Annotated in this window: 20 protein-coding genes; 8 read left to right on the top strand and 12 right to left on the bottom strand. The window is 58.9% G+C overall.

Annotated elements, in window-relative coordinates; translation table 11 throughout:
• Positions 1–21: 21 nt before the first annotated feature.
• The 4 genes from BTN45_RS03950 to BTN45_RS03935 form a co-directional block, all read right to left on the bottom strand.
• Entirely contained in the window at positions 22–630 is a 609-nt protein-coding gene (locus BTN45_RS03950; RefSeq protein ID WP_072494260.1) for a response regulator transcription factor, read from the bottom strand.
• The gene (locus BTN45_RS03945) at positions 627–1,889 is read right to left on the bottom strand and encodes an ATP-binding protein (RefSeq protein ID WP_207589039.1); all 1,263 of its coding nucleotides are present in this window, start codon (positions 1,887–1,889) and stop codon (positions 627–629) included. Before BTN45_RS03945 ends, BTN45_RS03950 begins: the two co-directional genes overlap by 4 nt.
• 119 nt (positions 1,890–2,008) lie before the next feature.
• On the bottom strand, positions 2,009–3,949 hold the full coding sequence (locus BTN45_RS03940; protein ID WP_207589037.1) for an EAL domain-containing protein: 1,941 nt from the start codon (positions 3,947–3,949) through the stop codon (positions 2,009–2,011).
• 101 nt (positions 3,950–4,050) lie between these two features.
• Positions 4,051–5,238, bottom strand: a complete 1,188-nt coding sequence (locus BTN45_RS03935; protein WP_207589034.1) for a GGDEF domain-containing protein — start codon at positions 5,236–5,238, stop codon at positions 4,051–4,053.
• Positions 5,239–5,568: 330 nt separating this feature from the next.
• Here BTN45_RS03935 and BTN45_RS03930 point away from each other — a divergent pair, with 330 nt between their 5' ends.
• Positions 5,569–6,495 carry a Gfo/Idh/MocA family oxidoreductase gene (locus BTN45_RS03930; protein ID WP_207589032.1) on the top strand — a complete coding sequence of 309 codons (927 nt, stop codon included), beginning with the start codon at positions 5,569–5,571 and terminating at the stop codon, positions 6,493–6,495.
• 28 nt (positions 6,496–6,523) lie between these two features.
• Here BTN45_RS03930 and BTN45_RS03925 read toward each other — a convergent pair whose 3' ends face one another.
• The 3 genes from BTN45_RS03925 to BTN45_RS03915 form a co-directional block, all read right to left on the bottom strand.
• Positions 6,524–7,552 (bottom strand): sensor domain-containing diguanylate cyclase, encoded by a 1,029-nt coding sequence (locus tag BTN45_RS03925; RefSeq protein ID WP_207589029.1) that lies wholly within the window; start codon positions 7,550–7,552, stop codon positions 6,524–6,526.
• 142 nt (positions 7,553–7,694) lie between these two features.
• The gene (locus BTN45_RS03920) at positions 7,695–8,144 is read right to left on the bottom strand and encodes a DNA polymerase III subunit chi (RefSeq protein WP_207589027.1); all 450 of its coding nucleotides are present in this window, start codon (positions 8,142–8,144) and stop codon (positions 7,695–7,697) included.
• 25 nt (positions 8,145–8,169) lie between these two features.
• The gene (locus tag BTN45_RS03915; protein ID WP_207589629.1) at positions 8,170–9,663 is read right to left on the bottom strand and encodes a leucyl aminopeptidase; all 1,494 of its coding nucleotides are present in this window, start codon (positions 9,661–9,663) and stop codon (positions 8,170–8,172) included.
• A gap of 297 nt (positions 9,664–9,960) precedes the next feature.
• On the opposite strand from BTN45_RS03915, the gene BTN45_RS03910 reads away from it, so the two are divergent.
• The 7 genes from BTN45_RS03910 (at position 9,961) to BTN45_RS03880 (ending at position 18,415) form a co-directional block, all read left to right on the top strand.
• Positions 9,961–11,130 (top strand): LptF/LptG family permease, encoded by a 1,170-nt coding sequence (locus BTN45_RS03910; protein WP_004441075.1) that lies wholly within the window; start codon positions 9,961–9,963, stop codon positions 11,128–11,130.
• Positions 11,127–12,215, top strand: a complete 1,089-nt coding sequence (gene lptG, locus BTN45_RS03905) for an LPS export ABC transporter permease LptG (RefSeq protein WP_004441073.1) — start codon at positions 11,127–11,129, stop codon at positions 12,213–12,215. Before BTN45_RS03910 ends, lptG begins: the two co-directional genes overlap by 4 nt.
• Positions 12,216–14,597 carry an LPS assembly protein LptD gene (locus BTN45_RS03900; RefSeq protein ID WP_022555938.1) on the top strand — a complete coding sequence of 794 codons (2,382 nt, stop codon included), beginning with the start codon at positions 12,216–12,218 and terminating at the stop codon, positions 14,595–14,597.
• 295 nt (positions 14,598–14,892) lie between these two features.
• On the top strand, positions 14,893–15,840 hold the full coding sequence (locus BTN45_RS03895) for a peptidylprolyl isomerase (protein ID WP_006700162.1): 948 nt from the start codon (positions 14,893–14,895) through the stop codon (positions 15,838–15,840).
• Between the two features lie 26 nt (positions 15,841–15,866).
• The gene (pdxA, locus tag BTN45_RS03890) at positions 15,867–16,889 is read left to right on the top strand and encodes a 4-hydroxythreonine-4-phosphate dehydrogenase PdxA (protein WP_112555163.1); all 1,023 of its coding nucleotides are present in this window, start codon (positions 15,867–15,869) and stop codon (positions 16,887–16,889) included.
• Complete coding sequence (rsmA, locus tag BTN45_RS03885; RefSeq protein ID WP_004441067.1) at positions 16,889–17,719, top strand: 16S rRNA (adenine(1518)-N(6)/adenine(1519)-N(6))-dimethyltransferase RsmA; 831 nt, start codon at positions 16,889–16,891, stop codon at positions 17,717–17,719. Before pdxA ends, rsmA begins: the two co-directional genes overlap by 1 nt.
• Positions 17,720–17,791: 72 nt before the next feature.
• Positions 17,792–18,415 (top strand): alpha/beta hydrolase, encoded by a 624-nt coding sequence (locus BTN45_RS03880; protein WP_184285389.1) that lies wholly within the window; start codon positions 17,792–17,794, stop codon positions 18,413–18,415.
• Position 18,416: 1 nt separating this feature from the next.
• Here BTN45_RS03880 and gmk read toward each other — a convergent pair whose 3' ends face one another.
• The 5 genes from gmk to BTN45_RS03855 form a co-directional block, all read right to left on the bottom strand.
• On the bottom strand, positions 18,417–19,079 hold the full coding sequence (gmk, locus tag BTN45_RS03875; RefSeq protein WP_004441063.1) for a guanylate kinase: 663 nt from the start codon (positions 19,077–19,079) through the stop codon (positions 18,417–18,419).
• 4 nt (positions 19,080–19,083) lie between these two features.
• On the bottom strand, positions 19,084–19,971 hold the full coding sequence (locus BTN45_RS03870) for a YicC/YloC family endoribonuclease (protein WP_006700159.1): 888 nt from the start codon (positions 19,969–19,971) through the stop codon (positions 19,084–19,086).
• Between the two features lie 71 nt (positions 19,972–20,042).
• On the bottom strand, positions 20,043–21,263 hold the full coding sequence (mltG, locus tag BTN45_RS03865) for an endolytic transglycosylase MltG (RefSeq protein WP_004441060.1): 1,221 nt from the start codon (positions 21,261–21,263) through the stop codon (positions 20,043–20,045).
• A gap of 363 nt (positions 21,264–21,626) precedes the next feature.
• On the bottom strand, positions 21,627–22,889 hold the full coding sequence (gene fabF / locus BTN45_RS03860) for a beta-ketoacyl-ACP synthase II (protein ID WP_004441057.1): 1,263 nt from the start codon (positions 22,887–22,889) through the stop codon (positions 21,627–21,629).
• Positions 22,890–23,134: 245 nt separating this feature from the next.
• Entirely contained in the window at positions 23,135–23,371 is a 237-nt protein-coding gene (locus tag BTN45_RS03855) for an acyl carrier protein (RefSeq protein WP_003502080.1), read from the bottom strand.
• Positions 23,372–23,440 lie beyond the last annotated feature (69 nt).

Here is a 23,440-nt window from a genome sequence, read left to right as displayed (position 1 = left end):
CTTTCCGGCTGCTCGGTAGTTCTACCGATCCGCACCCGCTTCCAGCCAAAGTCTTGTCATTTCCGCCTGCGAGGTTGTGCCGAGCTTCAGGCCAATGGCGGCGCGATGGCTGTCCACCGTGCGTGGCGACAGACCAAGTCCGTCTGCGATCTGGCGCGAGGTATAACCGAGCGCGATGCGTTCAAGTATCTCCCGCTCCCGCGCGGTCAGCAGCGACAGGAGCGCCAAATTCTCCGCCTGCAGCGCTTTTGCGTCAAGCGTGCGGGCCAATATCCGGTGCGCTTTCTGGATCGCGTCGATGAGATCCTGTTCGTCGACCGGCTTGGAGAGAAAATCCACCGCCCCATTATGGAAGGCTCGGCGGCAGGCTTCGATGTTGCCGTGACCGGAAATGATGATGACCGGCCAGTCTATCCCCTCTTCCGTCAGTTTCTCCTGCAATTTCAATCCGGTTATGGCGGGCATGCGAATATCGAGGATCAGGCAGCCCGGCTCGAGGGCGGCAAGCTGGCTGAGAAACGCCACGGGATCAGCAAAGCCCTTCGCCTTTATGCCGACGGTGGAGAGAAGCAGGATGAGCGCCTTGCGCACGGCGTCATCGTCATCAACCAGATAGACGGGCAGCGTCATGGGTCCCGTGCCTCCGGTGCAAGCGGGAGGACAACCCGGAAATGGGCACCATTCTCACTCGCGACGTATCGGATTTCACCGCTGGCGCGTTCCACCAGCCTCTGGCTGAGGGCAAGCCCCAGCCCCATTCCGTTGTTTTTCGTGGTGGTGAAAGGTGTGAACAACCGGTCGCGCAGCTCGGGCGCTACGCCGGGGCCGTTATCGGCAACATCGAGAACGGCGAAATCACCGTTCCGGCTCAATCTTGCCGTGATCGCACGTCTGCCTTCAATGGCAGTGAGTGCGTCAAGCGCGTTGCGCAGCAAATTGAACATGACCTGTTCTATTTCGACGGGATCGACCCGCACCGGAAGCGGCACTTCCGGCATCGCGATATCAATGCTGGCCTCATGCCGGGCCGCTTCGCCGGCAAGCAGCGCATCGACATTGCGCAGGGCGGCGCGCAGGTCATGCGCCTCGACCGGCTGGCGGTGCGGCAGCGACCAGTTGCGGAACCGGTCGAGCATATTCGCGGCGCACCGCGCCTGATCGATCATATCGTCGAGAGCGCCGGAAAGAGCCGTGACATTCTGACGGGCAAGCAGCCGCCTCCCCGCCTGCGCCTGCGCCAATATCGCCGTCAGGGGCTGCGTAAGCTCGTGGGCAAGGCCGCTCGCCATTTCTCCGAGAGCGTTAACCCGCGAGGCGTGGGTCAGTCTCGCTTCCATGCCGCTCAGTTCGGCCCGTCTTTCGGCGGCGCGCATGCGCGTCCTCTGTCTTGTCATGACGATACAGAGCAAGAAAACGACGCTTGCGCCAGCCACGCCCGCCAGCAGGGCGCGGCCGGGCAAAAGGTCCCACCAGGTGATTGCGAGCGCGACTTCCAGCGTCAGAGGCTGGCTGGCGCTGCTGAGCTGCCGGACATATTGCGGCGCTTCCGGCATCGTGGGTGGGCCGAGAAGGACTGTCCCGCCAGGCATTTTAAGACGGATCACCGCCTGTTTTTCCGACCAGAACGCAGCGTCGGACGCGAGAAGCCGCCCGGCATCGACGGCAAGAAACAACTTGAGAAACGGCCGCCCCGTCAGCGGCCACGGCCCGTCCGCCATGCGCCGGCTGCCTGAAAGGGAATGGGCGGTGGCATCAAGTGAGCGGCCGCCCGCAGCAGCGCCCTTGGCCGCTTCGTTCGGTCGGCGCTCGACCGGCGTTCCGGGCATGTCGTTCCATGCATCGTTTTTTTCAAGCATCGGCTCGCCCGCATGACCGACAGAGCGGATCATGACATTCGTTCAACAGGTGACTTTTCTCAGCACAGACAGTGAGAACATTCAATCCGGCCCCAGCCGAATTTACCCCTGATCATCATTGGCGCGGGAAGATGTGAGCGGCGCCCTTGGCGCTAGGCACACGCCCTGCGGGACTGCAGCCGTGCGAGCGGCACGGCGGGGGAATAAAGATAACCCTGCCCGAAGCGAATGCCCATCTGCATGAGAAGCCTGCTCTGCTCCTCGGTTTCTATACCTTCCGTCACCAGCTTAGCGCCATAACGCTCCGCGCTCTCGAAGGCGAGCGCAATGGCCTCCCGGAACCGCGATTGATCCAGCCTCGACGTCATCCAGTGATCGATCTTGACCTCTTCGAACGGGAACCGCGCCAGCAAAGTGAGCGCGGCATAACCGGTCCCGAAATCATCGAGCGCCAGTCGCACGCCGGCGGCGAACAGCGCATCGAAATTCTGCTGCACGACGTCGTTGGTCGGAATCCTGCTCATCTCCGTCACTTCGATCGCCAGGCGATGCGCCGGCACCGCCATTTCCTGCAGCAGCGACACGACCCGGTCAGCAAAGTGCGCGGTTGCAAAGGACGAAGCGGAAATATTCACCGCGAGATGAAAATCCGCATCGAAATAATGCAGATCGCGAAGGTCGTGCACCACGGCTTCGATCGTCGACCATTCGAATTCCGCCAGCAACCGATGACGTTCGGCGATCTCCAGCACGTAATAGGGCGAAAGCGCCTGCCCCCGCGCATCGACCGCGCGCAGCAACGCCTCAGCACCGATCATGCGGCGATTGCGCATTTCGAATTTCGGCTGATAGCAAATGGGCGGCCTGCCGGATTTGATCCAGTTGACGAGCATCTGCCGCACCGTCTCGTCCAGTGTCGCTTTCTCGGCAAAGGAGAAGGGAAAAATCTGCACCGGATGATCGCTGCCTTTGAGCGCCAGACTGAGGTGCCTGAGGAATGAGGCGACGTTCCCTTGCGAAAGCTTGTCCAGATTTGCCGCGCCGATTTTGAGATGCGGGACCGGCCCTGCCTCCGCCGAGCGACAAAACGTGCTCAAACCGTCATGCAGACGCATTATGAGTTTCGCACTTTCGGACTTTTCAAGTGAAATCCCCTGCATGACGACTGCGAGTGTCGTATCGCCGAACATGAAGCTACAGGGCGCATTCGTGTCGCAAAGGACGCCGTAGTCCCCATTGCATATCTCCCGCGCCAGCCGGGGCCAGAAAAGATCGCTCCAGTCTTCTCCCTCGCAGGCGGCAACATCGGCTATATTGACGATCTCGATCAGAACAAGGGCGTGCGGAACCGCCGGTTCCTGCCGCATGACCTTTTCCATATGGTCCTTAAGCGCCCGCCTATTGGGCAAACCAGTCAACGAATCCGTTCTTGCTGCCTCCTCTCGTTTCCTCACCTCTTCCCGCGCCCGGGCCTCGCTGCGCAAGAGGATGAACAGGCAGACGATCATCGGCAAACCAATGGAGGCGACGCCTATTGTCCGGCGACCGAGTGCGCTTACGTACAGTGCCTGATCGATCAGACCCAGCGCAAACGAAATTGTGATGGCCAGAAGTGCAGTCATAAATCTGGCCGCGCAGATGGTGAGAATATCCCGATTTCCAATATCGGCGAGGCGCCGGTTGCGCATCCAGCCATACATGGCGATGCCGCAGGCCGAAATGACGACCATGTCCTGCAAGGCCGCACCAAACAGCACGGGACCGCCAAAGACGTATCGACCGACCGCAACGAAAACCAGGGTTATCAGCCCGCCCTGCCATGAGCCCAGCACCCCGGCAAGAAACAGCAACTCCGTGCGGATATAGGGCTTGGAGGGAAGTTTGATGAATTCGGAAACGAGCATCGTGAGCAGAAACCCTGCCATGCCGAACACGATGCCATAATAGATCTTATAACGGGGATCCTCGAGGGCGATGTTTCGCCGGAGGAGAATCAGCACGGACACCATGCCGACAACGGCTGCCGCCTGAAGCAGGAGGAAAGGGAGTTCGGCAGCGGATGCTGCCGCTTGTGCGGCGATCAATTCCATCATCTGCATTACCTGTCATCATGTGTTCGGCACCAGAAATTCCGGTTCATGAACCTTGCAAGTCCCGCTCCGTGAAGGAAAAACATCGCTCCGACTTCAACCGCCTATACCGACATTGAGGCTTGGGCGTCATAGAGTCCTGCTGACCCGGCAATCGCTGCCATATGTCCCGAGGCCAGCACCAGCCGGTCTCTTCCCTGGCGCTTGGCCTCGTAAAGCGCGGTATCCGCCCGGTTGACCATGTCGTAGATCACTTCTCCGCCGTCGTCGGAGACTGCGATCCCGAGGCTCACGGTGACGATTTCCCGCCCGTCCGGGCGGTTGAGATGGGGTATTGCCTCGTTGATCACGGCCAATCTCAGTCTTTCACCGATCGCCAGGGCAGCGGAAGTAACGCAATTGTCGAGCAGGACGACAAATTCCTCGCCTCCGTATCGCGCGACGAAACTTCTGTCGCCATCGTCCCTGCGCAGGGCGCTGCGAAGCCTGCCGGCGATCCTGCGCAGGCAGTCATCGCCGGCAATATGGCCCTCGGAATCATTATATTTTTTGAAATAGTCTACATCGAGAAGAATGAGGGCTCGCGGTCCGCCGCTGCCGGCCGAAGCCTCGCTCGCCGCCTCGTCGAAGCTGCGGCGATTGCGGATACCGGTAAGCTGGTCGGTATTGGAGAGCTGCTGAAGTTCGCGGTTTGCACTTTGAATTTGCTTCAGCAACGTTTTTTCGCGCAGCGACGCCAGATAATCGCGCCGTTCCACCTGCTCGATACGATAGGCCGCAAACAGCGAAACGGCGCTGATACCAACGGAGCACATGATTGCCGGCAGCTTGGCAACCTCGCTCGTCACCGTGACATACCGCATGCCGACAATGAAGACCACCATGCACCCGACCGTACCGATGACCGCGAGCGGAAACGGTTTGCGATGGATCGTATTCATGTAAATGACGACGGTGACGATGCCCATGTAATATTCGCTCGCCGATGACGTCCGGGCATTGGCATAGATGAACATGATCGATGCAACGACAAACATGCAGCCCAGCCCGTGAAGCACCTCATGCGCCACCGCGTCCGACCGCAGCCCGATCGCATAATATCGGGCGGGAAAATAAAGAAGCAAAATCGGCGTTACAATTACCAACCGGACGACCAGATCAAGCCAGATGATCTCCGGCACCAGACTGAGATCCACCAATATGTAAAGATTGTACAGGATGACACCAAAAATAAGCCCATACGTATTGAACTGGCGGTTGCTCTCATTGACTTTCTGAACGAAGCCAGACAAGCGGTCATACCTAAACAAAACCACCATTATCCAATCTTATATATATTTATGTTAAATAATTAAAACTCTAATACTTTTAGACTATACATCAAATCCCGCACTAAAACAGTCGTCAAAATTGAAAAAACTCGACTAAAATTGATTATTATCTTCTATATATTCCAGGTCACGCGGAAATTCGCTTTGCCTGCCGGACATTGTCATGACGTCGGGTTCTCGGGAAAGGCCAGTCTCGCCGAAACGATCACCTTGCTCCTGCGGGCGTTTCTGCTAAAAACCTGTAAAAATCACACTTTATCTTAGGCAGCACTCACACACGGGTTCCTCTTCATGTCAGCCACCAACCTTGCCATCGTCGGCGTTGGCAAAATCGTTCGCGACCAGCATCTTCCCGCCATCGCAGGCAATGCGGATTTTGAATTGATCTGCACCGCAAGCCGCCATGGCACGGTGGATGGCGTCGCATCCTACGGCACCATCGAGGCGATGCTCGAGGCCGTACCCGATATCAACGCCGTCTCTCTGTGCATGCCGCCTCAATATCGTTATGAGGCAGCCTATGCGGCACTGAATGCCGGCAAGCACGTCTTCCTCGAAAAGCCGCCGGGCGCGACGCTTTCGGAGGTACAGGATCTCGTCCGCCTCGCGGATTCTAAAGGCCTGTCACTGTTTGCAAGCTGGCATTCGCGTTATGCACCTGGCGTCGAGGCTGCCAAAGCGTTTCTAGCCTCCACGACGATCAACAGCGTCCATGTCATCTGGAAAGAAGATGTGCGCCACTGGCATCCGAACCAGGAATGGATCTGGCAGGCGGGTGGTCTCGGCGTGTTCGATCCCGGCATCAATGCGCTTTCCATCATCACCCATATCCTGCCGCGCGCGCTGTTCCTGACCAGGGCGACGCTTGAATTCCCGGAAAACCGCGACGCGCCGATCGCGGCCGACCTGCATTTCTCCGACGTGACAAAAATGCCCGTCCATGCCGAATTCGACTGGCGTCAGACCGGCAAGCAGAGCTGGGACATCGTGGCCGAGACCGCCGCGGGGCGCATGGTGCTTTCGGAAGGCGGGGCGAAGCTTTCGATCAATGGCGAGGAAAAACTATCCCAGCCGGAACGGGAATATCCCGCCCTTTACGAGCGCTTCGCCGAGATCATCAAGTCAGGCCGCTCGGACGTCGATCTTGCGCCGCTGACTCATGTGGCCGATGCTTTCCTGCTCGGCCGCCACAAATTCGTGGATTCTTTCTACGACTGAGCAGCGAAACGCTTTTCAAGGCAATCTTTCAGAGGGCGCGGCTGACAAACCGGTCGCGCCCCGATTTTTTGGCCTGATACAGGGCTTCATCGACGCTCCGCAGCAGCGTCGCGCGATCCGCGCCTGCCTGCGGCGCGATAGCGCCGCCGATGCTGAGGCGCGCAAGCACGCTCTCACCCTCCACATGAAACGGTTGCCGAAACGCGTGGAGCAGTTTTTCCGCAAGGCCGTTGATGAGCGTGGATGAATCCGGACGCGGCACGAATATTGCGAATTCGTCGCCCCCCATGCGCACCACCACATCATCTTCTCTTACAGCATCGCGGATTCGGGTGGATGCCTCGACCAGCACCCTGTCTCCTGCCGCATGGCCAAGCGTGTCATTGATGGTCTTGAAGCCGTCGAGATCGAGATAGAGAACACCGAAAGTGTCTTTCTCGCAAAGCGCGGCGCCAAGTTCCAGATCAACGATCGCGTCCAGAGCCTTGCGATTATAAAAGCCCGTCAGCGGATCGGTCATGGCCGCATCGCGCAGTTCCCGGGCGGCAAGGCTCATGGTGAAGTTCGCTTTCTGCAATCTCAAAAGCGCGCCCGCGAGTGTCGCAAAATACTGGAGATTATCGACCTCCGCAGCGGTGTACTCCCGAACGTGCGGGTCGAGCAGACAAAAAGTCCCGACCACCAGACCCGGTTCGAGTTCGATCGGGGCGCCAGCGTAGGACCGCAGGTCGGGCGCGCCCTTTACATAAGGCAAAGAGCCGAATTCAGGATGAGCGCTCAGATCCGTAACAGTCAGAATACTCTGCGTGACGACCACACGGTCGCAGATCGCAATGTCACGGGGGCATTCCTGGAACTGCAGCCCTGCCTGCTCGGCAATGTGGAGCCAGTCCTCATCCAGAATATGCACGGCCGCGCGTGCCACCCCGAATACGCCCTGCGCCAGTTGCGAGATCGCCTTCAATTCAGCGGTTTCCGCATTCTTGAAAGCCACAACGGACCGCACTGCTACGAGTCGTTCCAGCTCCAGATCCGGTCGTGGCATCATCTGTCCCATCGCATATCCCCTCTGTCTGCTGATAACGCGTCTGAAAGCGTACATGTTGCATGCGTTCATAAAACAACCGCCACGGGCGACACCACATGCGATTTCTTACCGGCCATTTTCCCGTTGCAAAGGTAGTCAGACGGGGGACGGGTCATGCCTTTTTCTGCCAGCGCCCTTCCGGCGATTGCTGCCAGTAGGTCAGCGAATGCCCCTCCGTTTTCAGCCTTTTCCAGTGGTTTCGCGCCATTTCGGTTTGGTAGGCATCGTATCCGTCGAACATGAAGACGATGCGTTCATAAGTCTCCACTGCCGGGGGCTCGGCGCCATCGACGAGAAAACGAACACTCGCGGCGTTGGCGTTCCCGTCCGATGCCGTCAGGAGAATCGGCTGGTTTTGCGGTACTGGCGAAGTGTCGGTGGCGTGCGGAAGGAAGCTGTCGTCGCGGAACGTCCAGAGATGCGTGTCGAGGAAGTCCCGGCGCTCCTCGCCCACTGTCTGGACCGCGACCTTCCAGCCGCGTTCCAGCGATTTCTCGAGCAGGGGCGGCAGCGCGTCCTCCAGCTTCGATTCCGTCAGGTGATAGAACAGAATTTCAGTCATGCGCTGGCGTGCCGCTCCGCTCGTCTCAATCTTCGTAATGGGCGCGAACGAGTTCGTTCAGAAGACGCACGCCGTAACCCGAGCCCCAGGACTGGTTGATCTCGGTCAGCGGCGAGCCCATGGCTGTCCCGGCGATATCGAGATGCGCCCACGGCGTTTCACCCACGAAGCGCTTGAGGAACTGCGCAGCGGTGACGGAGCCCGCCAGGCGGCCCGAGCTGTTTTTCATGTCGGCAAATTTGGAATCGATGATCTTGTCGTAATCCTTGTGGAGCGGCATGCGCCACAGTTTTTCAGCCGTCACCTCGCCGGCCTGCGAAAGCCGCGTTGCCAGTTCATCGTCGTTGGAGAACAATCCGGCCCGCAGATTGCCGAGCGCCACGGTGATCGCGCCCGTCAGTGTTGCGAGATTGATCATGAATTTCGGATTGAAACGCTCCCTGGTGTACCAGAGCGCATCGGCCAGAACCAGCCGGCCTTCGGCGTCAGTATTGATGATCTCGATGGTCTGGCCGGACATGGAAGTCACGATGTCGCCGGGGCGCTGGGCGTTGCCATCAGGCATGTTCTCGACAAGGCCGATGACACCGATAACGTTTGCCTTGGCCTTGCGGGCCGCAAGTGCATGCATCAAGCCGGTTACGGCTGCAGCACCACCCATGTCACCCTTCATGTCTTCCATGTTGAGGCCGGGCTTCAGCGAAATGCCACCGGTATCGAAAACGACCCCCTTGCCGACAAAGGCAACGGGTTCATCTTTTTTGGAGCCGCCGTTCCATTGCATGACCGCAAGCCGCGGCGGACGGGCCGAACCCTGCGCCACGCCGAGAAGCGCATTCATGCCAAGCTTCTTCAGTTCCTTTTCGCCAAGGACCTCCACCTCGACGCCGAGCTTGCGCAACTCTTCCGCCTTTTCGGCGAATTCGACCGGGCCAAGAACGTTCGGAGGGAGGTTGACGAGATCGCGCGCCAGTATAACGCCGCCCGCAACCGCTTCGGAGACGGCAAAAGCCTTTTCCGCTTCCTGATGGGCGGCTGTGACGATGATGATCTCCACCTTCTTCGGCGTCTTTTCGTCCTCGGACTTTTTCTTTGTCTTGTAGGCATCGAAGCTGTAGGCGCGCAGCAGAACACCAAGCGCGAAATCCGCGGCCGCCTGAGCGCCAACCTCTACGCCCGGCGCATCGAGATAGACAACGACCTTGTCCGCCTTCTTGAAATGGGCAGCCGCCGTACCGCCGGCACGCAGCCAGTCATGGGCGACCAGCTTCGACGGCTTTCCGATTCCGATGACCAGCAGGCGGTCGGCAGCGGAACCCTGCGGCGCGATAACATCGAGCGTCGTCATGGATTTTGCGGAAAAGCCCGCGATCTTCGCCGCCCTTTCGATCACACCACCCGGATCGGCTTCGGAAGCACCGGCGACGGCCTTCGCATCACCCGAGGCCTGCAGCATCACGGCCAGGGCATTTTCCAGCGAGGCGGAATTGGCGAAAGATATATCGAATTTGGCGGACATGTTTTCCTGCTCTTCTTCTACGACTTGCACGATGCGCATGATCATGGCCTTTTCGGCCCGGGCGCAACCCCGCATTCTTTAAAGCCCCACAGCCGTTAAAGGAAATGCATTTTTAGTGAATGCGAACTCCCGTCATGAAACCGACAGCTTGTTCCACAAAAAGACACAGGCGGCGGAAAAATTGTCGCGCAAAACATATTTGTGAGCCTGCCGGAATAGCCAATTGCAAACGATGCGATTAGATAGGCGGAAACTCGGCGAGCGATCGCAGGGAAAAACAATGTCGAACAGGGCCGTATGAAGCTTCTCGAGAACTATATCCTGCGGCGGACAACGCAGATGTTTCTGGTCGCGCTGTTGCCGGTGCTGGCCATCATCTGGACCATCCAGGTTCTCCAGAGAATCAATCTCGTGACCGATACGGGCCAGTCGATGGGTTCCTTCATGGCGCTCGCGACGATGATCCTGCCGACGCTCATTCCCGTCGTGCTGCCTTTCGCGCTCGTCATCGGCATCACCCAGATTTTCACGACGATGAACAATGATTCCGAGCTCGCGATCATCGATGCGGCCGGATCTCCGCGTTCGATCATGTATCGCCCGGTTCTCATTCTGGCCGCCGTCCTGAGCGCGCTTTCCTTCACCATCACCAATTTCGTCGAGCCGCCTGCCCGCAGTTCGGCCCGGCAGATGGTGGCTGCGGCCTATGCCGACCTTCTCTCCTCCGTGATCGAGGAGAAGACGTTCCGTACCATCCAGGACGGCCTTTACGTGCAGATTGCCCAACGGCAGGGCCGTATTCTCAAGGGACTGTTCGTTGCCGACCGCCGCGATCCGAATTTCGATCTCATTTATTATGCCAAGGAAGGCATGATCGACGAAAGCGGTACGTCGCTCACCATGCGCGACGGCGAGGTGCAGCAGAAGACGCCTGACGGCAAGGTCTCGATCGTCAAGTTCCTGTCCTATGCCTTCGACCTTTCGACCATGTCGGAAAAGCAGGATTCGGAGCCTTCGCTCTCTCCGGGCGACGCCAGCCTCGGTTTCCTTCTCTCGCCCGATGAAAACAATGCGAGCTACAAGCGCTCGCCGGAGACGTTCCGCAGCGAATTGCACAAGCGACTGTCGGACTGGATGTTCGCCTTTTCTTTTGCGCTGATATCGCTGGTCATCGCCGCCGACGCCCGTTCGCACCGCGAGGCGCGCATGCATCCGATGGTCGCGGCGCTGGTGACGGCTTTCGTGCTTCGCTGGCTCGGTTTTTACGTCACGAACCAGGTGAAGCAGAGCGCAGCCTTCATTCCTCTGGTCTATGCCGTTCCGGGCCTCAGCGGTGCTGCGGCCGCCTTCGTGCTGATCACCGGCCGTAAACCGAAAATGCCGAGGATGGTAACCGATGCGGCGGGCCGGTTGCGCCGTCTCTTCTCCAGCCGGCTGGCGCGCAATTCGGGGAGCGGCAACGCATGATCTTCAACACGCTCGCCCGGTACTTCCTGAAACGATATCTCATCACGGCCATCTGGTTCGTGATCGGCGTATCCTCGATCATTTACCTTGCCGACTTCAGCGAAACGGCGCGGCGCATGTCCGGCCTGCCCGGCTATTCCGTTCCGGCCGCGCTTGGCCTGACAGCGCTTCGCCTGCCGTTGATCCTGCAGCAGACCATACCATTCATTGCGCTGTTCGTCGGCATGACGACGCTGATCTCGCTCAACCGGCGCTACGAACTGGTCGTGACGCGCGCCGCCGGCATTTCCGCCTGGCAGTTCATTCTCCCCTTCGTGCTCGGCGCGGTCCTCATCGGCATCCTGTCGGTCACTGTCCTGAACCCCATCGCAGCGTGGGGCCAGAACAAGTCGCTCGCCATGGAAGCCGGCCTGCGAAACGAAGCGGGCGGCGGACGCCAGCAGCAGATCATTCCGTGGATGCGCCAGTCGAGCGGCGGCCAGGATACGATCATCGGCGCCAAGAGCTTCGAAGACAACGGAACGATGCTTCTCGACGTGGTTCTCATCGACCTCGACAAGGACGGAAACATCGTCTCGCGGAAGGATGCGAAGTCGGCTAAATTGGAAGATGGTTACTGGCTTCTTAACGGCGTTTCTGAAACGCGGGCCGGACATGTGCCAGTTCGGCAAGAGAGCATGCAGATCAGTACCAATCTGAGACGGGAATTCGTCCAAGAGCGCATGACGCAGACGGAAACCGTTGCTTTCTTTGACCTTTCTCACAAGATCGAAGTTGCAAAGTCCTTTGGACTATCTTCAAAGGCGCTTGAGACGCAGTATCATTTCCTGCTATCGACGCCCCTGCTTCTGGTTGCGATGACCTTGATCGCCGCGACCGTTTCATTAAAGTTCAGCCGCTTCGCCCAGTCGCGCTCTGTGATTCTGGGTGGAATCGTTTCCGGCTTCGTGCTTTATGTAGTAACCGTGCTCGTAAGGGCATTCGGGAGTGGTGGTGTTGTCCCTCCCACCGTCGCGGTCTGGGTTCCAGTCATCGTGGCGTTGGCTTTGGGGGCAACCATTCTGCTTCATCAGGAGGACGGCTAAGTGGCGGTAATTGACCGCGGGAATATCAGGCGGCTTTGGACGGCCCTTCTGACAGGTGCCGCTGTGTGCGCGTATTTGGCATCCAGCCCGGTCGCTTTCGGCCAGGATGGTTTGCTTGCGTCGGCAAGCCAAGACGATTCGAAACTCCTGCTTACAGCAAATGAACTGACCTATAACCGCGATTCCCAGCGCGTCATCGCGAAGGGCGTGGTTCGCATGAAATATTCGGGCTACCGTATGGTGGCCCAGCAAGTGGAATATAACCAGCAGACCGGTCGCGTGGTCGCCCATGGCAACATCGAGCTGATCGAGCCGGGCGGTAACAAGATCTATGCCGACGAGATGGACGTGACCGACGACTTCGGTCAGGGCTTCGTCAACGCATTGCGCGTCGAGACCACGGACAATACCCGTATTGCCGGGGAAAGCGCCGAGCGCCTTGAAGGCGACCTGATGGTCCTCAACAACGGTGTCTACACCGCGTGTCTGCCCTGCGCCGAGCGCCCGGAAAAGGCGCCGCTGTGGCAGGTCAAGGCCGAGCGCGTCATTCAGGACGGCAAGACCCATACGGTGCGGCTGGAAAAAGCACGTCTACAGCTTTTCGGCCATTCGATCGCCTATATCCCGTTCCTGACGGTGCCAGACAATACGGTGAAGCGGAAATCGGGCTTCCTGTTCCCGCAGATGAGCATGACCAACAAGCTCGGCTTCGGTATCGGTGTCCCCTATTTCCAGGTTCTTTCCGATACGTCCGACCTCACGGTCACACCGACCTACTACACAAAACAGGGCCTGCTTCTTCAGGCCGAGTTGCGCCAGCGTTTCGAAACCGGCATGCACACGCTGACGATCGCCGGCATCAGCCAGCAGTCCTCGGATACGTTCATTGCCGGAACGAGTGACGCGCTGAACGATCAGCGCGGCATGGTTGCCAGCAAGGGCGATTTCAGCATCAACCCGCGCTGGGCCTTCGGCTGGGACGCCATGGTGCAGTCGGATAACAATTTTTCGCGTACCTACAGCCTGAAAGGCTACAAGAACGACGTCCAGACCAATCAGATTTATCTGACAGGCACTGGCGAACGTAACAGCTTCGACGCCCGCGGTTATTACTTCAACGTTCAGGACACGGATAATTCCGAGCTCAAGGAACGTAAGCAGGCGATCGTTCATCCGGTCGTTGACTATCGTTACTTCCTGCCGGATCCGATCTATGGCGGCGAGCTCTCGCTGACTACGAACTTCACGAGCATCAGCCGTTCGACGCAGGATTCCTACGCGATGGGCGGCTTCCCGCGCTTCAACGGTCTGGAAGGCTCTTACACGCGCTGGACCACGGAAGCGGAATGGAAGCGCACCATCACGATGGATAGCGGTCTTCAGATCACGCCGATCCTTGCGGCGCGCGGCGACGCGTTGTGGACCGACATGACTGCGGCAAGCTTCACCTCCGGCGGCACATCCTATGCCTATGAAGGCATGATCCATGACGATGCTGCCTTGCGCGGCATGGTCACCGGTGGCCTTGAGGTGCGTTATCCCTGGCTGTTCACGGCTCTCAACAGCAGCCACGTGATCGAACCCATCGCGCAGATTTTCGTGCGGCCGAACGAGCAATATTCCGGTCGTTTCCCGAACGAGGACTCACAAGCCTTTGTGTTCGACGCCACAAACCTGTTTGAGCGCGACAAATTTTCGGGCTTCGACCGGATCGAAGGCGGCACACGAGCCAATCTCGGCTTCCGTTACAACGGTACTTTCGACAATGGTTACGGTGTTCGCGCCATTGCTGGCCAGTCCTTCCATCTCGCTGGCGATAATTCCTTCGCCTCCTATGATCTTCTGAATGTCGGCGCCGATTCCGGCCTCGAATCCGATCGTTCGGATTATGTCGCCATGGCTGCATTCGATGCACCTATCGGTCTTTCGCTGTCCTCGAGCCTGCGTCTCGACAAGGACAATTTCGAAATCAACCGGTCTGAAACGGGCATCAGCTATTCGGATCGCCGCATCAACGGCAGGCTCAGCTATACGCAGGTCAAGGCGCAGCCGAAATACGGCTATAACGAAGACCGCGATATCATCCAGGCATCCGGTTCACTGCGCATGGACGATAACTGGTCGCTGTTCGGCTCGATCAACTACGATCTGAACGGCAAGTTTGCCGCCGAACGCCGGATTGGTATCGCCTATCAGGATGAATGCACGATCTTGACGGTCAGCTATTCCGACGAAGGCAACATCAACTCCAGCCGCCAGGCCGCCAATGACTGGTCGATCAATGCCCGTCTTGCCTTCCGTACCCTTGGCGATATCAGCGTCGGCTCCGCGAACGAAGACTGGAACGACATGGATATTGGCTGGAAGCCGAACAATTACTGAGTTTAAAGGCGGGCCGCACAGCATTGTGGCCTGCCTTTTTGCTATCAGACCAGTAGTAGTCACGGTTTTGCCGCAACAACGCGCCAGTGTCGACCCGGCATGACAGTATCGGGTTTCTTTCAACAAACCGACACATTGCCGTTTTGCGGATCACGATGATATATACGTGGCAAATTCGCGGTGCGGATGCACATGTGCAGGTCTGAAAGGCGGGGGAAGGCAAAATCCCTGTTACCAGACGAACAGATTGGCGGGACAGGGCAACAGGACCCTGCCTGACGAAAGGGAGAAGGATATGATGAATTTCGGAAAGTCGGCTTTGCGTGGCGCTGCTTTTGCCTTTGCGATATTCGCCGTTCCCATGGCCATCGTGCCTTATGCCGGTCAGGCCTTTGCCGATAACACCGTGAAGATCGTCGTCAACAAGACCCCGATCACCAATGACGACATTTCCAAGCGTGTCGCCTTCCTGAAGTTGCAGCGCCAGTCCGGCAACCTCAATGAAAAGGCGCGTGAGCAGCTTGTCGATGAAGCGCTGAAGCGCGAAGAAATCGCCCGCGTCAAAATGTCGGTCAGTACGGAGGATGTCGATGCTGCCTTCGCGCGATTTGCCGGCAACAACAAGATGAAGCCGGAGCAGTTGACGAAGGTGCTGGCGCAGGCGGGCGTTGGCGCGGACCACTTCAAGGCCTTCATCGCTGTTCAGATGAGTTGGCCGCGCCTTGTGAACGCCCGTTATGGCGCGCGCGGCAAGATGTCAACGCAAGATCTGGTCACCCGCCTGAAGGAGCGAGGCGACAAACCGGTCACCACGGAATATTTCCTGCAGCAGGTTATCTTCGTTATCCCGGAAGCAAAGCGCAACGCCATCACCGGCAAGCGCAAGGCTGAGGCTGAAGCCTCGCGCAAACGTTATCCCGGCTGCGACCAGGCGATGAGCTTTGCCGCGACCATGCGCGATGTGGCAATCAAGGACCTCGGCCGCATTCTGGCGCCTGAGTTGCCGGAAGACTGGAAGGCTCTGGTAGAAAAGACCAAGGAAGGCGGCACCACCGGCACACGCGTGACCGAAAAGGGCGTCGAATATCTGGCCATCTGCAAGCAGCGCCAGGTTTCCGACGACTATGCGGCGGAAATGGTGTTCAAGTCCGAAGACCTGATGAAGGCCAAGGAAGGCGAAAACCCGAACGAAAAGAAATACATGGATGAGCTGCGCAAGAAGGCGCAGATCGTCAACACCTGATATTGATACAAGAGCCGGGTCTTTCCGTGACATATGCATCCCTGCCGCTTGCCCTGACACAGGGAGATCCAGCCGGTATCGGCCCCGATATCGCCATTACCGCCTGGGCGAAGCGCCGGGAAAACGGTGTGTCCCCCTTCATCTTCATCGGCGACCCCGATGTGGTGGCAAGCCGCGCGGCGCTGATCGGCGTGCCGCTCAATATCGAGACCTGCGATGCGGACAGTGCCGTTGGCCTTTTCGAAAACGCGTTTCCGATCTTACCTCTTCCCGTCGGCTTCGACGTGCAGGCGGGGCAACCGCATGTCGGCGCTGCCCATGCCACAATCAAGGCCATCGAAACCGCCGTTTCGCTGACGGTCGAGGGCAAGGCTGCGGCCGTTGTCACCAATCCCATCGCAAAATCGGTGCTTTACGAGGCTGGCTTCGGTTTCCCCGGTCATACGGAGTTTCTGGCTGATCTCGCCTTGCGCCAGACCGGTGAACAAGTCACGCCTGTCATGATGATCGCCGGCCCCAAGGTCCGTGTCGTGCCGGTGACGATCCATATTCCCGTGAAAGACGTGCCGGCCGCGCTGACGGAAGAGTTGATCGTCACGACCTGCCGGATCATCGATGCCGATCTGCGACGGAAATTCGGCATTGAGGCTCCGCGTCTGGCGGTTGCCGGGCTGAACCCGCACGCGGGTGAAGACGGCGCACTCGGCACGGAGGATCGCGATATCGTTCACCCCGCGACCATGCGGCTGCGCAAGGACGGGATCGATGCGTTCGGTCCCCTGCCCGCCGACACCATGTTCCACGATGCCGCCCGCAAGCGTTATGACGTGGCAGTGTGCATGTATCACGATCAGGCGCTCATTCCCGCCAAGGCGCTGGGCTTCGACGATTCGGTCAACGTCACACTCGGGCTGCCCTTCATCCGCACCTCGCCAGACCATGGCACTGCCTTTGGTATTGCCGGCCAGGGCATCGCCAATGAGGCGAGCCTCGTGGCGGCACTCAAGATGGCGGCGGACATTTCCCTCCGCAGCCGGGCCGGCGCATAATGGCGGCCATCGACGGACTACCACCGCTACGGGACGTCATCCAGCGTCATGGGCTCGATGCGAAGAAATCGCTCGGACAGAACTTCCTGTTCGACCTCAACCTTACCCAGAAGATCGCCAGAACGGCGGGACCGCTCGAAGGCGTGACTGTCATTGAGGTCGGGCCCGGTCCCGGCGGCCTCACCCGCGCTATTCTTTCGCTCGGGGCGAAAAAGGTCATCGCCGTCGAACGGGACAGTCGCTGCCTGCCAGCGCTCGCGGAAATCGAGGCGCATTATCCCGGACGGCTTGAGGTCATAGAGGGAGACGCCCTGCAGACCGATTTCGAGGCTCTGGTCCCCGTCGGCGAGCCGGTGCGCATCATCGCCAACCTGCCTTACAATGTCGGCACGCAATTGCTGGTCAATTGGCTTCTGCCGAAGCAATGGCCACCCTTCTGGCTCTCCATGACGCTGATGTTCCAGAAGGAAGTCGGGCAGCGCATCGTGGCGGAAGAAGGCGACAACCATTATGGCCGCCTTGGCGTTCTCGCCGGCTGGCGTACGGTTGCCGAAATGGCCTTCGATGTCCCGCCACAGGCCTTCAGCCCGCCACCGAAGGTAACCTCCACCGTCGTGCATCTGCTGCCGAAGGACAAGCCGCTGCCCTGCGACGTCGCCAAGCTCGAAAAAGTGACCGAAGCCGCCTTCGGTCAGCGCCGCAAGATGTTGCGCCAGAGCGTGAAAAGCCTTGGCGGCGAGGCGCTGCTTGAAAAGGCTGGTATCGATCCCACGCGCCGGGCGGAAACGCTCTCAGTGGAGGAATTCGTGACACTGGCGAATTGCCTGTAACATCTGGCAGATGTTCGCCGTTCCGAACGGAAGCAACGGTTCCTGGACACCTGCGAATGGAGGAGCAAGTGCGTGGAGAATGCCGGTTTTCACTATAAGCTTGATATTCCCGCTGAAACGCCGGATTGCGCTGTCATCTTGCTGCATGGATCGGGACGAACGGAAGACGACCTCATTTCTTTTGGCCGCGCCGTCTTTCCCAAGGGTGCGTTATATGCGCCGAGGGGCGCGGTTCCCTGGGAGAATGGTTTCGCATTTTTTCGCAGAAAACCCGACAGAGAACTCGATATCGACGATCTGAAACATCAGGCGACCAGACTGTGCGGCTTCGTTGCCTTTGTATGTCAGCAGACGGCGCAAGAACCCCTTCTCGTCGGATACTCGAACGGCGCGATCATCGCGGCTGAAACCATGTGCCGGGCGCATCATCTGTCGAAAGGCGCCATCCTGCTTCGTCCGTTGTCTCCGAGAAAAGACCAGCCTCTTCCGAACCTCGCGGGGTACCCCGTACTTCTGCTTGCAGGCGTCAACGACGACCGGCGACACCCCTCCGACGCTCCGCATTTGGCCGAGCAACTGGTCTCAGCCGGCGCTGATGCCGTGCTCGAAACGATCAATACAGGTCATGGCTGGGCGGAAGACGCGGCGGACGAGCGATTGTCACGGCGATGGCTGGCGCGCGGACTCATCGCATAAATCAGAGCTTCGGCTCTTCCTCCAGCAAAGCCCGCACGAAATCGAACATGCCATGGCGGCGGTCTCGGCGGACGCGTTCGGCTTTGACGATTGCTTCGACGGCCTCGAAAGCGGCCTGCAGGTCGTCATTGAGAATGACGTAGTCATAGTCGCGCCAGTGCTCGATTTCGGCGCGGGAATTGAGAAGCCGGGTCTTGATCACCTCTTCGGTGTCTTCGGCGCGGCGGTGCAGGCGCGATTGCAGTTCGGTCATGGTCGGCGGCAGGATGAAGATCGAGACCACGTCTGCCTTCATCTTGTCCTGCAACTGCTCGGCACCCTGCCAGTCGATGTCGAACAGCATGTCGCGGCCGGCGGCCATGGCATCTTCCACCGGCTCGCGCGGCGTGCCGTAGAAATTGCCGTGAACCTCGGCCCATTCCAGCAATTCCTCATTATCACGCATGCGCTCGAAATCGCGCTTGGAGATGAAGTGGTAGTGAATGCCCTCGATCTCGCTCTGCCGGCGAGCGCGTGTGGTGACGCTGACGGAAAGGCTGATATTCTTGTCTTTCTCAAGCAGGTTGCGCGCGATCGTGGATTTGCCCGCGCCGGAAGGCGAAGAAATCACCAGCATCAGCCCCCTGCGGGCGATCGTGACGGGAGAAATATTCACCGGGGCCATGGGTCTACTCCAGATTTTGGACCTGCTCGCGGAACTGGTCGATAACCACTTTCAGCTCTATACCTGCTGCGGTTACCGCACTGGCGTTCGATTTGGAACAGATTGTATTCGACTCACGGTTAAATTCCTGTGCAAGAAAATCGAGCTTGCGGCCAGCTGGACCGCCATTGGCCAAAAGCTCCCGAGAGGCCTGCACATGGGCATGCAGCCGATCGATCTCTTCGCGCAGATCCGCCTTGGTGGCGATCAGCGCCGCCTCGGCATGAAGGCGGTCACGATCAAGCCCGTGCATGCCATCGCCAATCAGCGCAATCTGCTGAGCAAGCCTCGCCGCGATCTGCTCCGGGTGACGGGAGGGATCGCTTTCAATGATGTTCACAAGCTGCTCGATCCGGTCGATATGACCGGAAAGGATGGCGAACAGAGATGCCCCTTCCCGCTCGCGCATGTCCTTCAGCTTTTCGACTGCAACAGCGAAGCCAGCCAGCACATCGCCGTTGCGCGCAGCCAGCGCCTCCGCATCGTCTTCCGCCTCGCGAAAATCGACCAGACCGCGCAACGTAAGCAGCGTATCGAAGCTCAATGGCTTGTCGTCGACGACATCGCCCAGTTCCTTCTTGAGCGCCAGAACCGCGGCGAGAGCATCGCGATTGATGACAGCCTCGAGCCGGTTCTCGGCAACTGAGAGCGCCAGTCCCGCCTGGATATTGCCGCGGGAAAGATGCGCCCCCGCGATTTCCCTCAGCCCGGTTTCCAAGGCTTCCAGACCGGCAGGCAGACGCAGGCGCAGATCCAGCCCCTTGCCGTTTACCGAGCGCAATTCCCACGCCCAGCGGTAGCGGCCGGAGGTGCCTTCGCTGCGCGCGAAGCCGGTCATCGATTGCAACGTCATATATGGAATCCCCCCGTCACGCCGCACGAAACCGGGCCTTGTGGTCACAAGGCCCGGCCGTGATTTATCAGTTAGTTATTGGCCGGTTTTTCCGCCTCTGCACCACCGGGCTGACCATCCACGACAACTTCGGGATTCGCTCCGGCAGCCGCCTTTTCTGCCTCGATTTTGCGCCAGCGGCGCACATTGGCATTGTGCTCGTCCAGCGTCTTTGCGAACACATGACCGCCCGTACCATCGGCCACGAAATAAAGATCATCCGTGCGCCATGGGTTGGCAACCGCCTCCAGTGCGGCCCGGCCGGGATTGGCGATGGGCGATGGTGGCAAGCCTTTGATCACGTAAGTGTTGAACGGCGTCTGTTTCTGGAGATCCGATTGATAAATCGGCCTATCCGAAGGTTTACCGTCGCCGCCGAACAGACCATAGATGATCGTCGGGTCGGATTGCAGACGCATGCCCTTTTTCAGGCGGTTGTAGAAGACCGAGGCAACATGGGCGCGCTCGTCATCCTTGCCGGTTTCCTTTTCGACGATCGAGGCCAGCGTCACGAACTCCTCGACGGTCTTGATCGGCAGGTCGGGATCACGCCGTTCCCAGATCATGTCGATCAGCTTGTCCTGCGCCGCGCTCATCTGATTGATGATTTCTTCGCGCTTGGTGCCACGGGTGAAGCGGTAAGTATCCGGACGCAGACTACCCTCCGGTGGCAAGGTGGCGGGAAGTTCACCATCCAGAACCTCGTCGGCAGCAAGGCGGGCGAACATCTGCTTGACCGTCAACCCTTCAGGCAGCGACACGGAATAAAGGATCGACTTGCCCGATTCCAGCAGCATCAGGATGTCCTTCATCGATGCGCCGGCCTTGATCTCATATTCGCCGGTCTTCAACGTCTGGTCCTTTTGCAGATAGCTGCCGGCCATCAGACGGAAAACGCGTGCGTTGGAAATGATGTCGTTGCGCTCGAGATTATTGGCGATCTCAATGAGACCGGCACCATTACGCACGGTGAAATGTGTATTCGTTTCAAGCGGCCCCGGCTCCTGAAACGCATTGATCATGTAATAAAAGGCGGCGATCGCCAGGACGCAAACGGCAACGGCAAGCGTCATCAGGAAGTTCAGGAAGATGACAAGCTGGCCATGGGCCTTGCGGGAGCGCTTCGGCGGCGCCGGCACCTTTTCCGGCCGCAAGGCTTCCGTCGGGGATTTCGGAATGATCGGACCGCGATTGCCTTCGCCCGCGCCGTTTTGTCCGTATGGTCCCTGGCTGTTCTGGTTCGTGTCGCTCACCGTCGGTCCTTTTCAGTTCGGCGTTGTCAGCGCTTTTTGCGCAGGTAATGCGGCAAAAACAGGTTCGGAATGGCTTCCTGCACCACATAAAGACACCGTGAAGCCTTCTTGTTCTGCCTCACGAATATCACCTCGGACAAAGCCGATGGGGGAAAGATACCTGTGGTCCGAAATCGAGCAGACCGGCAAACTCTCCCAATCAATGACTACAATATCGGCGCGAAAACCGGAATGGCTTTCGCAAGCCGAACCACGTTCTTCTAAGGAAAGAACATTCTTTTAAAGCGTCCGGCATTAGAGCGCCGTACCGCCGGGGACGGTATGCGGCGCGGACGCCATCGCGACGGCCACAGCCGCCGCGACTTACGCTTCGTAACGGCGCAGCACGAGGGAGGCGTTTGTGCCACCGAAGCCGAAGGAATTCGAAAGCGCCACATTGACCTGCCGCTTGCGCGCCTTGTGCGGCACAAGATCGATCTTGGTCTCGACATCGGGATTGTCGAGATTCAGCGTCGGCGGAACGATGTTGTCGCGGATTGCAAGCGTAGCGAAGATCGCCTCTATGGCGCCCGCCGCACCGAGCAGATGGCCGGTGGCCGACTTGGTGGAAGACATGGAAATCTTCGAGGCCGATTCGCCGACAAGACGCTCGACAGCTCCAAGCTCGATGGTATCGGCCATGGTGGATGTGCCGTGGGCATTGATATAGTCGATATCGTCAGGCGTCAGGCCCGCCCGCTTCAGCGCCATCGACATGCAGCGGTAGGCGCCTTCGCCATCTTCGGACGGCGCCGTGATGTGATAGGCATCGCCAGAAAGGCCGTAACCGACCACTTCCGCATAGATCTTCGCGCCGCGCGCCTTGGCGTGCTCCAGCTCTTCCAGAACGACGATGCCGGCACCCTCACCCATGACGAAACCATCGCGGTCGCGGTCATAAGGGCGCGAGGCTTTTTCCGGATTGTCATTGTGCTGGGTGGAAAGGGCCTTGCAGGCCGCAAAACCGGCAAGCGCGATGCGGCAGACCGGCGATTCGGCGCCACCGGCGACCATGACATCGGCATCGCCGAGGGCGATCAACCGGGCGGCGTCGCCGATAGCGTGCGCGCCGGTCGAGCAGGCCGTCACCACGGCATGGTTCGGTCCGCGCAGCTTGTGGCGGATGGAAACCTGGCCGGATACGAGATTGATCAGGCGGCCGGGAATGAAAAACGGGGAAATGCGACGCGGGCCCTTGTCGCGCAGCGTATAGCCGGCCTCGACGATGCCTTCCAGACCACCAATGCCGGAGCCGATCAGAACGCCGGTTGCGATCTGGTCTTCGTCGGTTTCAGGATGCCAGTCTGCATCAGCAAGCGCCATGTCGGCGGCAGCCATGCCATACAGGATGAAGGGATCGATCTTGCGCTGTTCCTTGGGTTCCATCCAGTCATCGGCATTGAAGGTGCCGTTGGAACCATCGCCCACGGGAATGCGGCAGGCGATCTTTGCAGGAAGGTCTTCGACTTCGAATTCAGTCACGAGACGGGCGCCGTTCTGGCCGGCCAACAGCCGTTCCCAGGTCACTTCCGTTCCACATCCAAGAGGAGATACCATGCCGGTACCGGTGATAACGACACGCCTCATCGCCAATGCTCCGCCCTTATCCAAATCATCGGTCTTCTGCGACATCGGGCACCACGGGGTGTTCACGCAATGGCGCAGCATTTCAAAATCACGGCATGAGAATCGCGGCTACCGTTCCGGGCCGTAACCTCATGCATCGCCGGGAAACGAGCACCTGTCGGAGCACGTGCCACCGGCCGATAAAACATTGGCCCGGACAAGCCGGGCCAAGACGGGAGGATATTGCACCTCCCCATGCGGGTCGATCAGGCCTGGGCCTTCTCGATGAACTTGACAGCGTCGCCGACGGTCAGGATCGAATCCGCAGCGTCGTCGGGAATTTCAACGCCGAATTCTTCTTCGAAAGCCATGACCAGTTCAACGGTATCGAGCGAATCAGCGCCCAGATCGTCAATGAAGCTGGCGCCTTCAACAACCTTGTCGGCGTCAACGCCAAGATGATCAATTACAATTTTCTTTACGCGTTCTGCGATATCGCTCATGTCGGTTTCCTCGACCTTTATTTTGAAGGGAATGCCTCGCGGCACCCTGCCCTGTTAGAAGCCCTCATG

Origin of the sequence: Rhizobium sp. ZX09 (assembly GCF_017357485.1) — a bacterium.
GTDB classification, from domain to species: Bacteria; Pseudomonadota; Alphaproteobacteria; order Rhizobiales; family Rhizobiaceae; genus Agrobacterium; species Agrobacterium pusense.
This window is presented reverse-complemented; position numbering and strand designations above follow the sequence as displayed.

What these genes read in the sequence shown, in the direction of transcription:
- BTN45_RS03950 (WP_072494260.1), bottom strand. Translation starts at nt 630, where the DNA reads ATGACGCTGCCCGTCTATCTGGTTGATGACGATGACGCCGTGCGCAAG.
- BTN45_RS03945 (WP_207589039.1), bottom strand. Translation starts at nt 1,889, where the DNA reads ATGATCCGCTCTGTCGGTCATGCGGGCGAGCCGATGCTTGAAAAAAAC.
- BTN45_RS03940 (WP_207589037.1), bottom strand. Translation starts at nt 3,949, where the DNA reads ATGATGGAATTGATCGCCGCACAAGCGGCAGCATCCGCTGCCGAACTC.
- BTN45_RS03930 (WP_207589032.1), top strand. Translation starts at nt 5,569, where the DNA reads ATGTCAGCCACCAACCTTGCCATCGTCGGCGTTGGCAAAATCGTTCGC.
- BTN45_RS03925 (WP_207589029.1), bottom strand. Translation starts at nt 7,552, where the DNA reads ATGGGACAGATGATGCCACGACCGGATCTGGAGCTGGAACGACTCGTA.
- BTN45_RS03920 (WP_207589027.1), bottom strand. Translation starts at nt 8,144, where the DNA reads ATGACTGAAATTCTGTTCTATCACCTGACGGAATCGAAGCTGGAGGAC.
- BTN45_RS03915 (WP_207589629.1), bottom strand. Translation starts at nt 9,663, where the DNA reads ATGTCCGCCAAATTCGATATATCTTTCGCCAATTCCGCCTCGCTGGAA.
- BTN45_RS03910 (WP_004441075.1), top strand. Translation starts at nt 9,961, where the DNA reads ATGAAGCTTCTCGAGAACTATATCCTGCGGCGGACAACGCAGATGTTT.
- lptG (WP_004441073.1), top strand. Translation starts at nt 11,127, where the DNA reads ATGATCTTCAACACGCTCGCCCGGTACTTCCTGAAACGATATCTCATC.
- BTN45_RS03895 (WP_006700162.1), top strand. Translation starts at nt 14,893, where the DNA reads ATGATGAATTTCGGAAAGTCGGCTTTGCGTGGCGCTGCTTTTGCCTTT.
- rsmA (WP_004441067.1), top strand. Translation starts at nt 16,889, where the DNA reads ATGGCGGCCATCGACGGACTACCACCGCTACGGGACGTCATCCAGCGT.
- gmk (WP_004441063.1), bottom strand. Translation starts at nt 19,079, where the DNA reads ATGGCCCCGGTGAATATTTCTCCCGTCACGATCGCCCGCAGGGGGCTG.
- BTN45_RS03870 (WP_006700159.1), bottom strand. Translation starts at nt 19,971, where the DNA reads ATGACGTTGCAATCGATGACCGGCTTCGCGCGCAGCGAAGGCACCTCC.
- fabF (WP_004441057.1), bottom strand. Translation starts at nt 22,889, where the DNA reads ATGAGGCGTGTCGTTATCACCGGTACCGGCATGGTATCTCCTCTTGGA.
- BTN45_RS03855 (WP_003502080.1), bottom strand. Translation starts at nt 23,371, where the DNA reads ATGAGCGATATCGCAGAACGCGTAAAGAAAATTGTAATTGATCATCTT.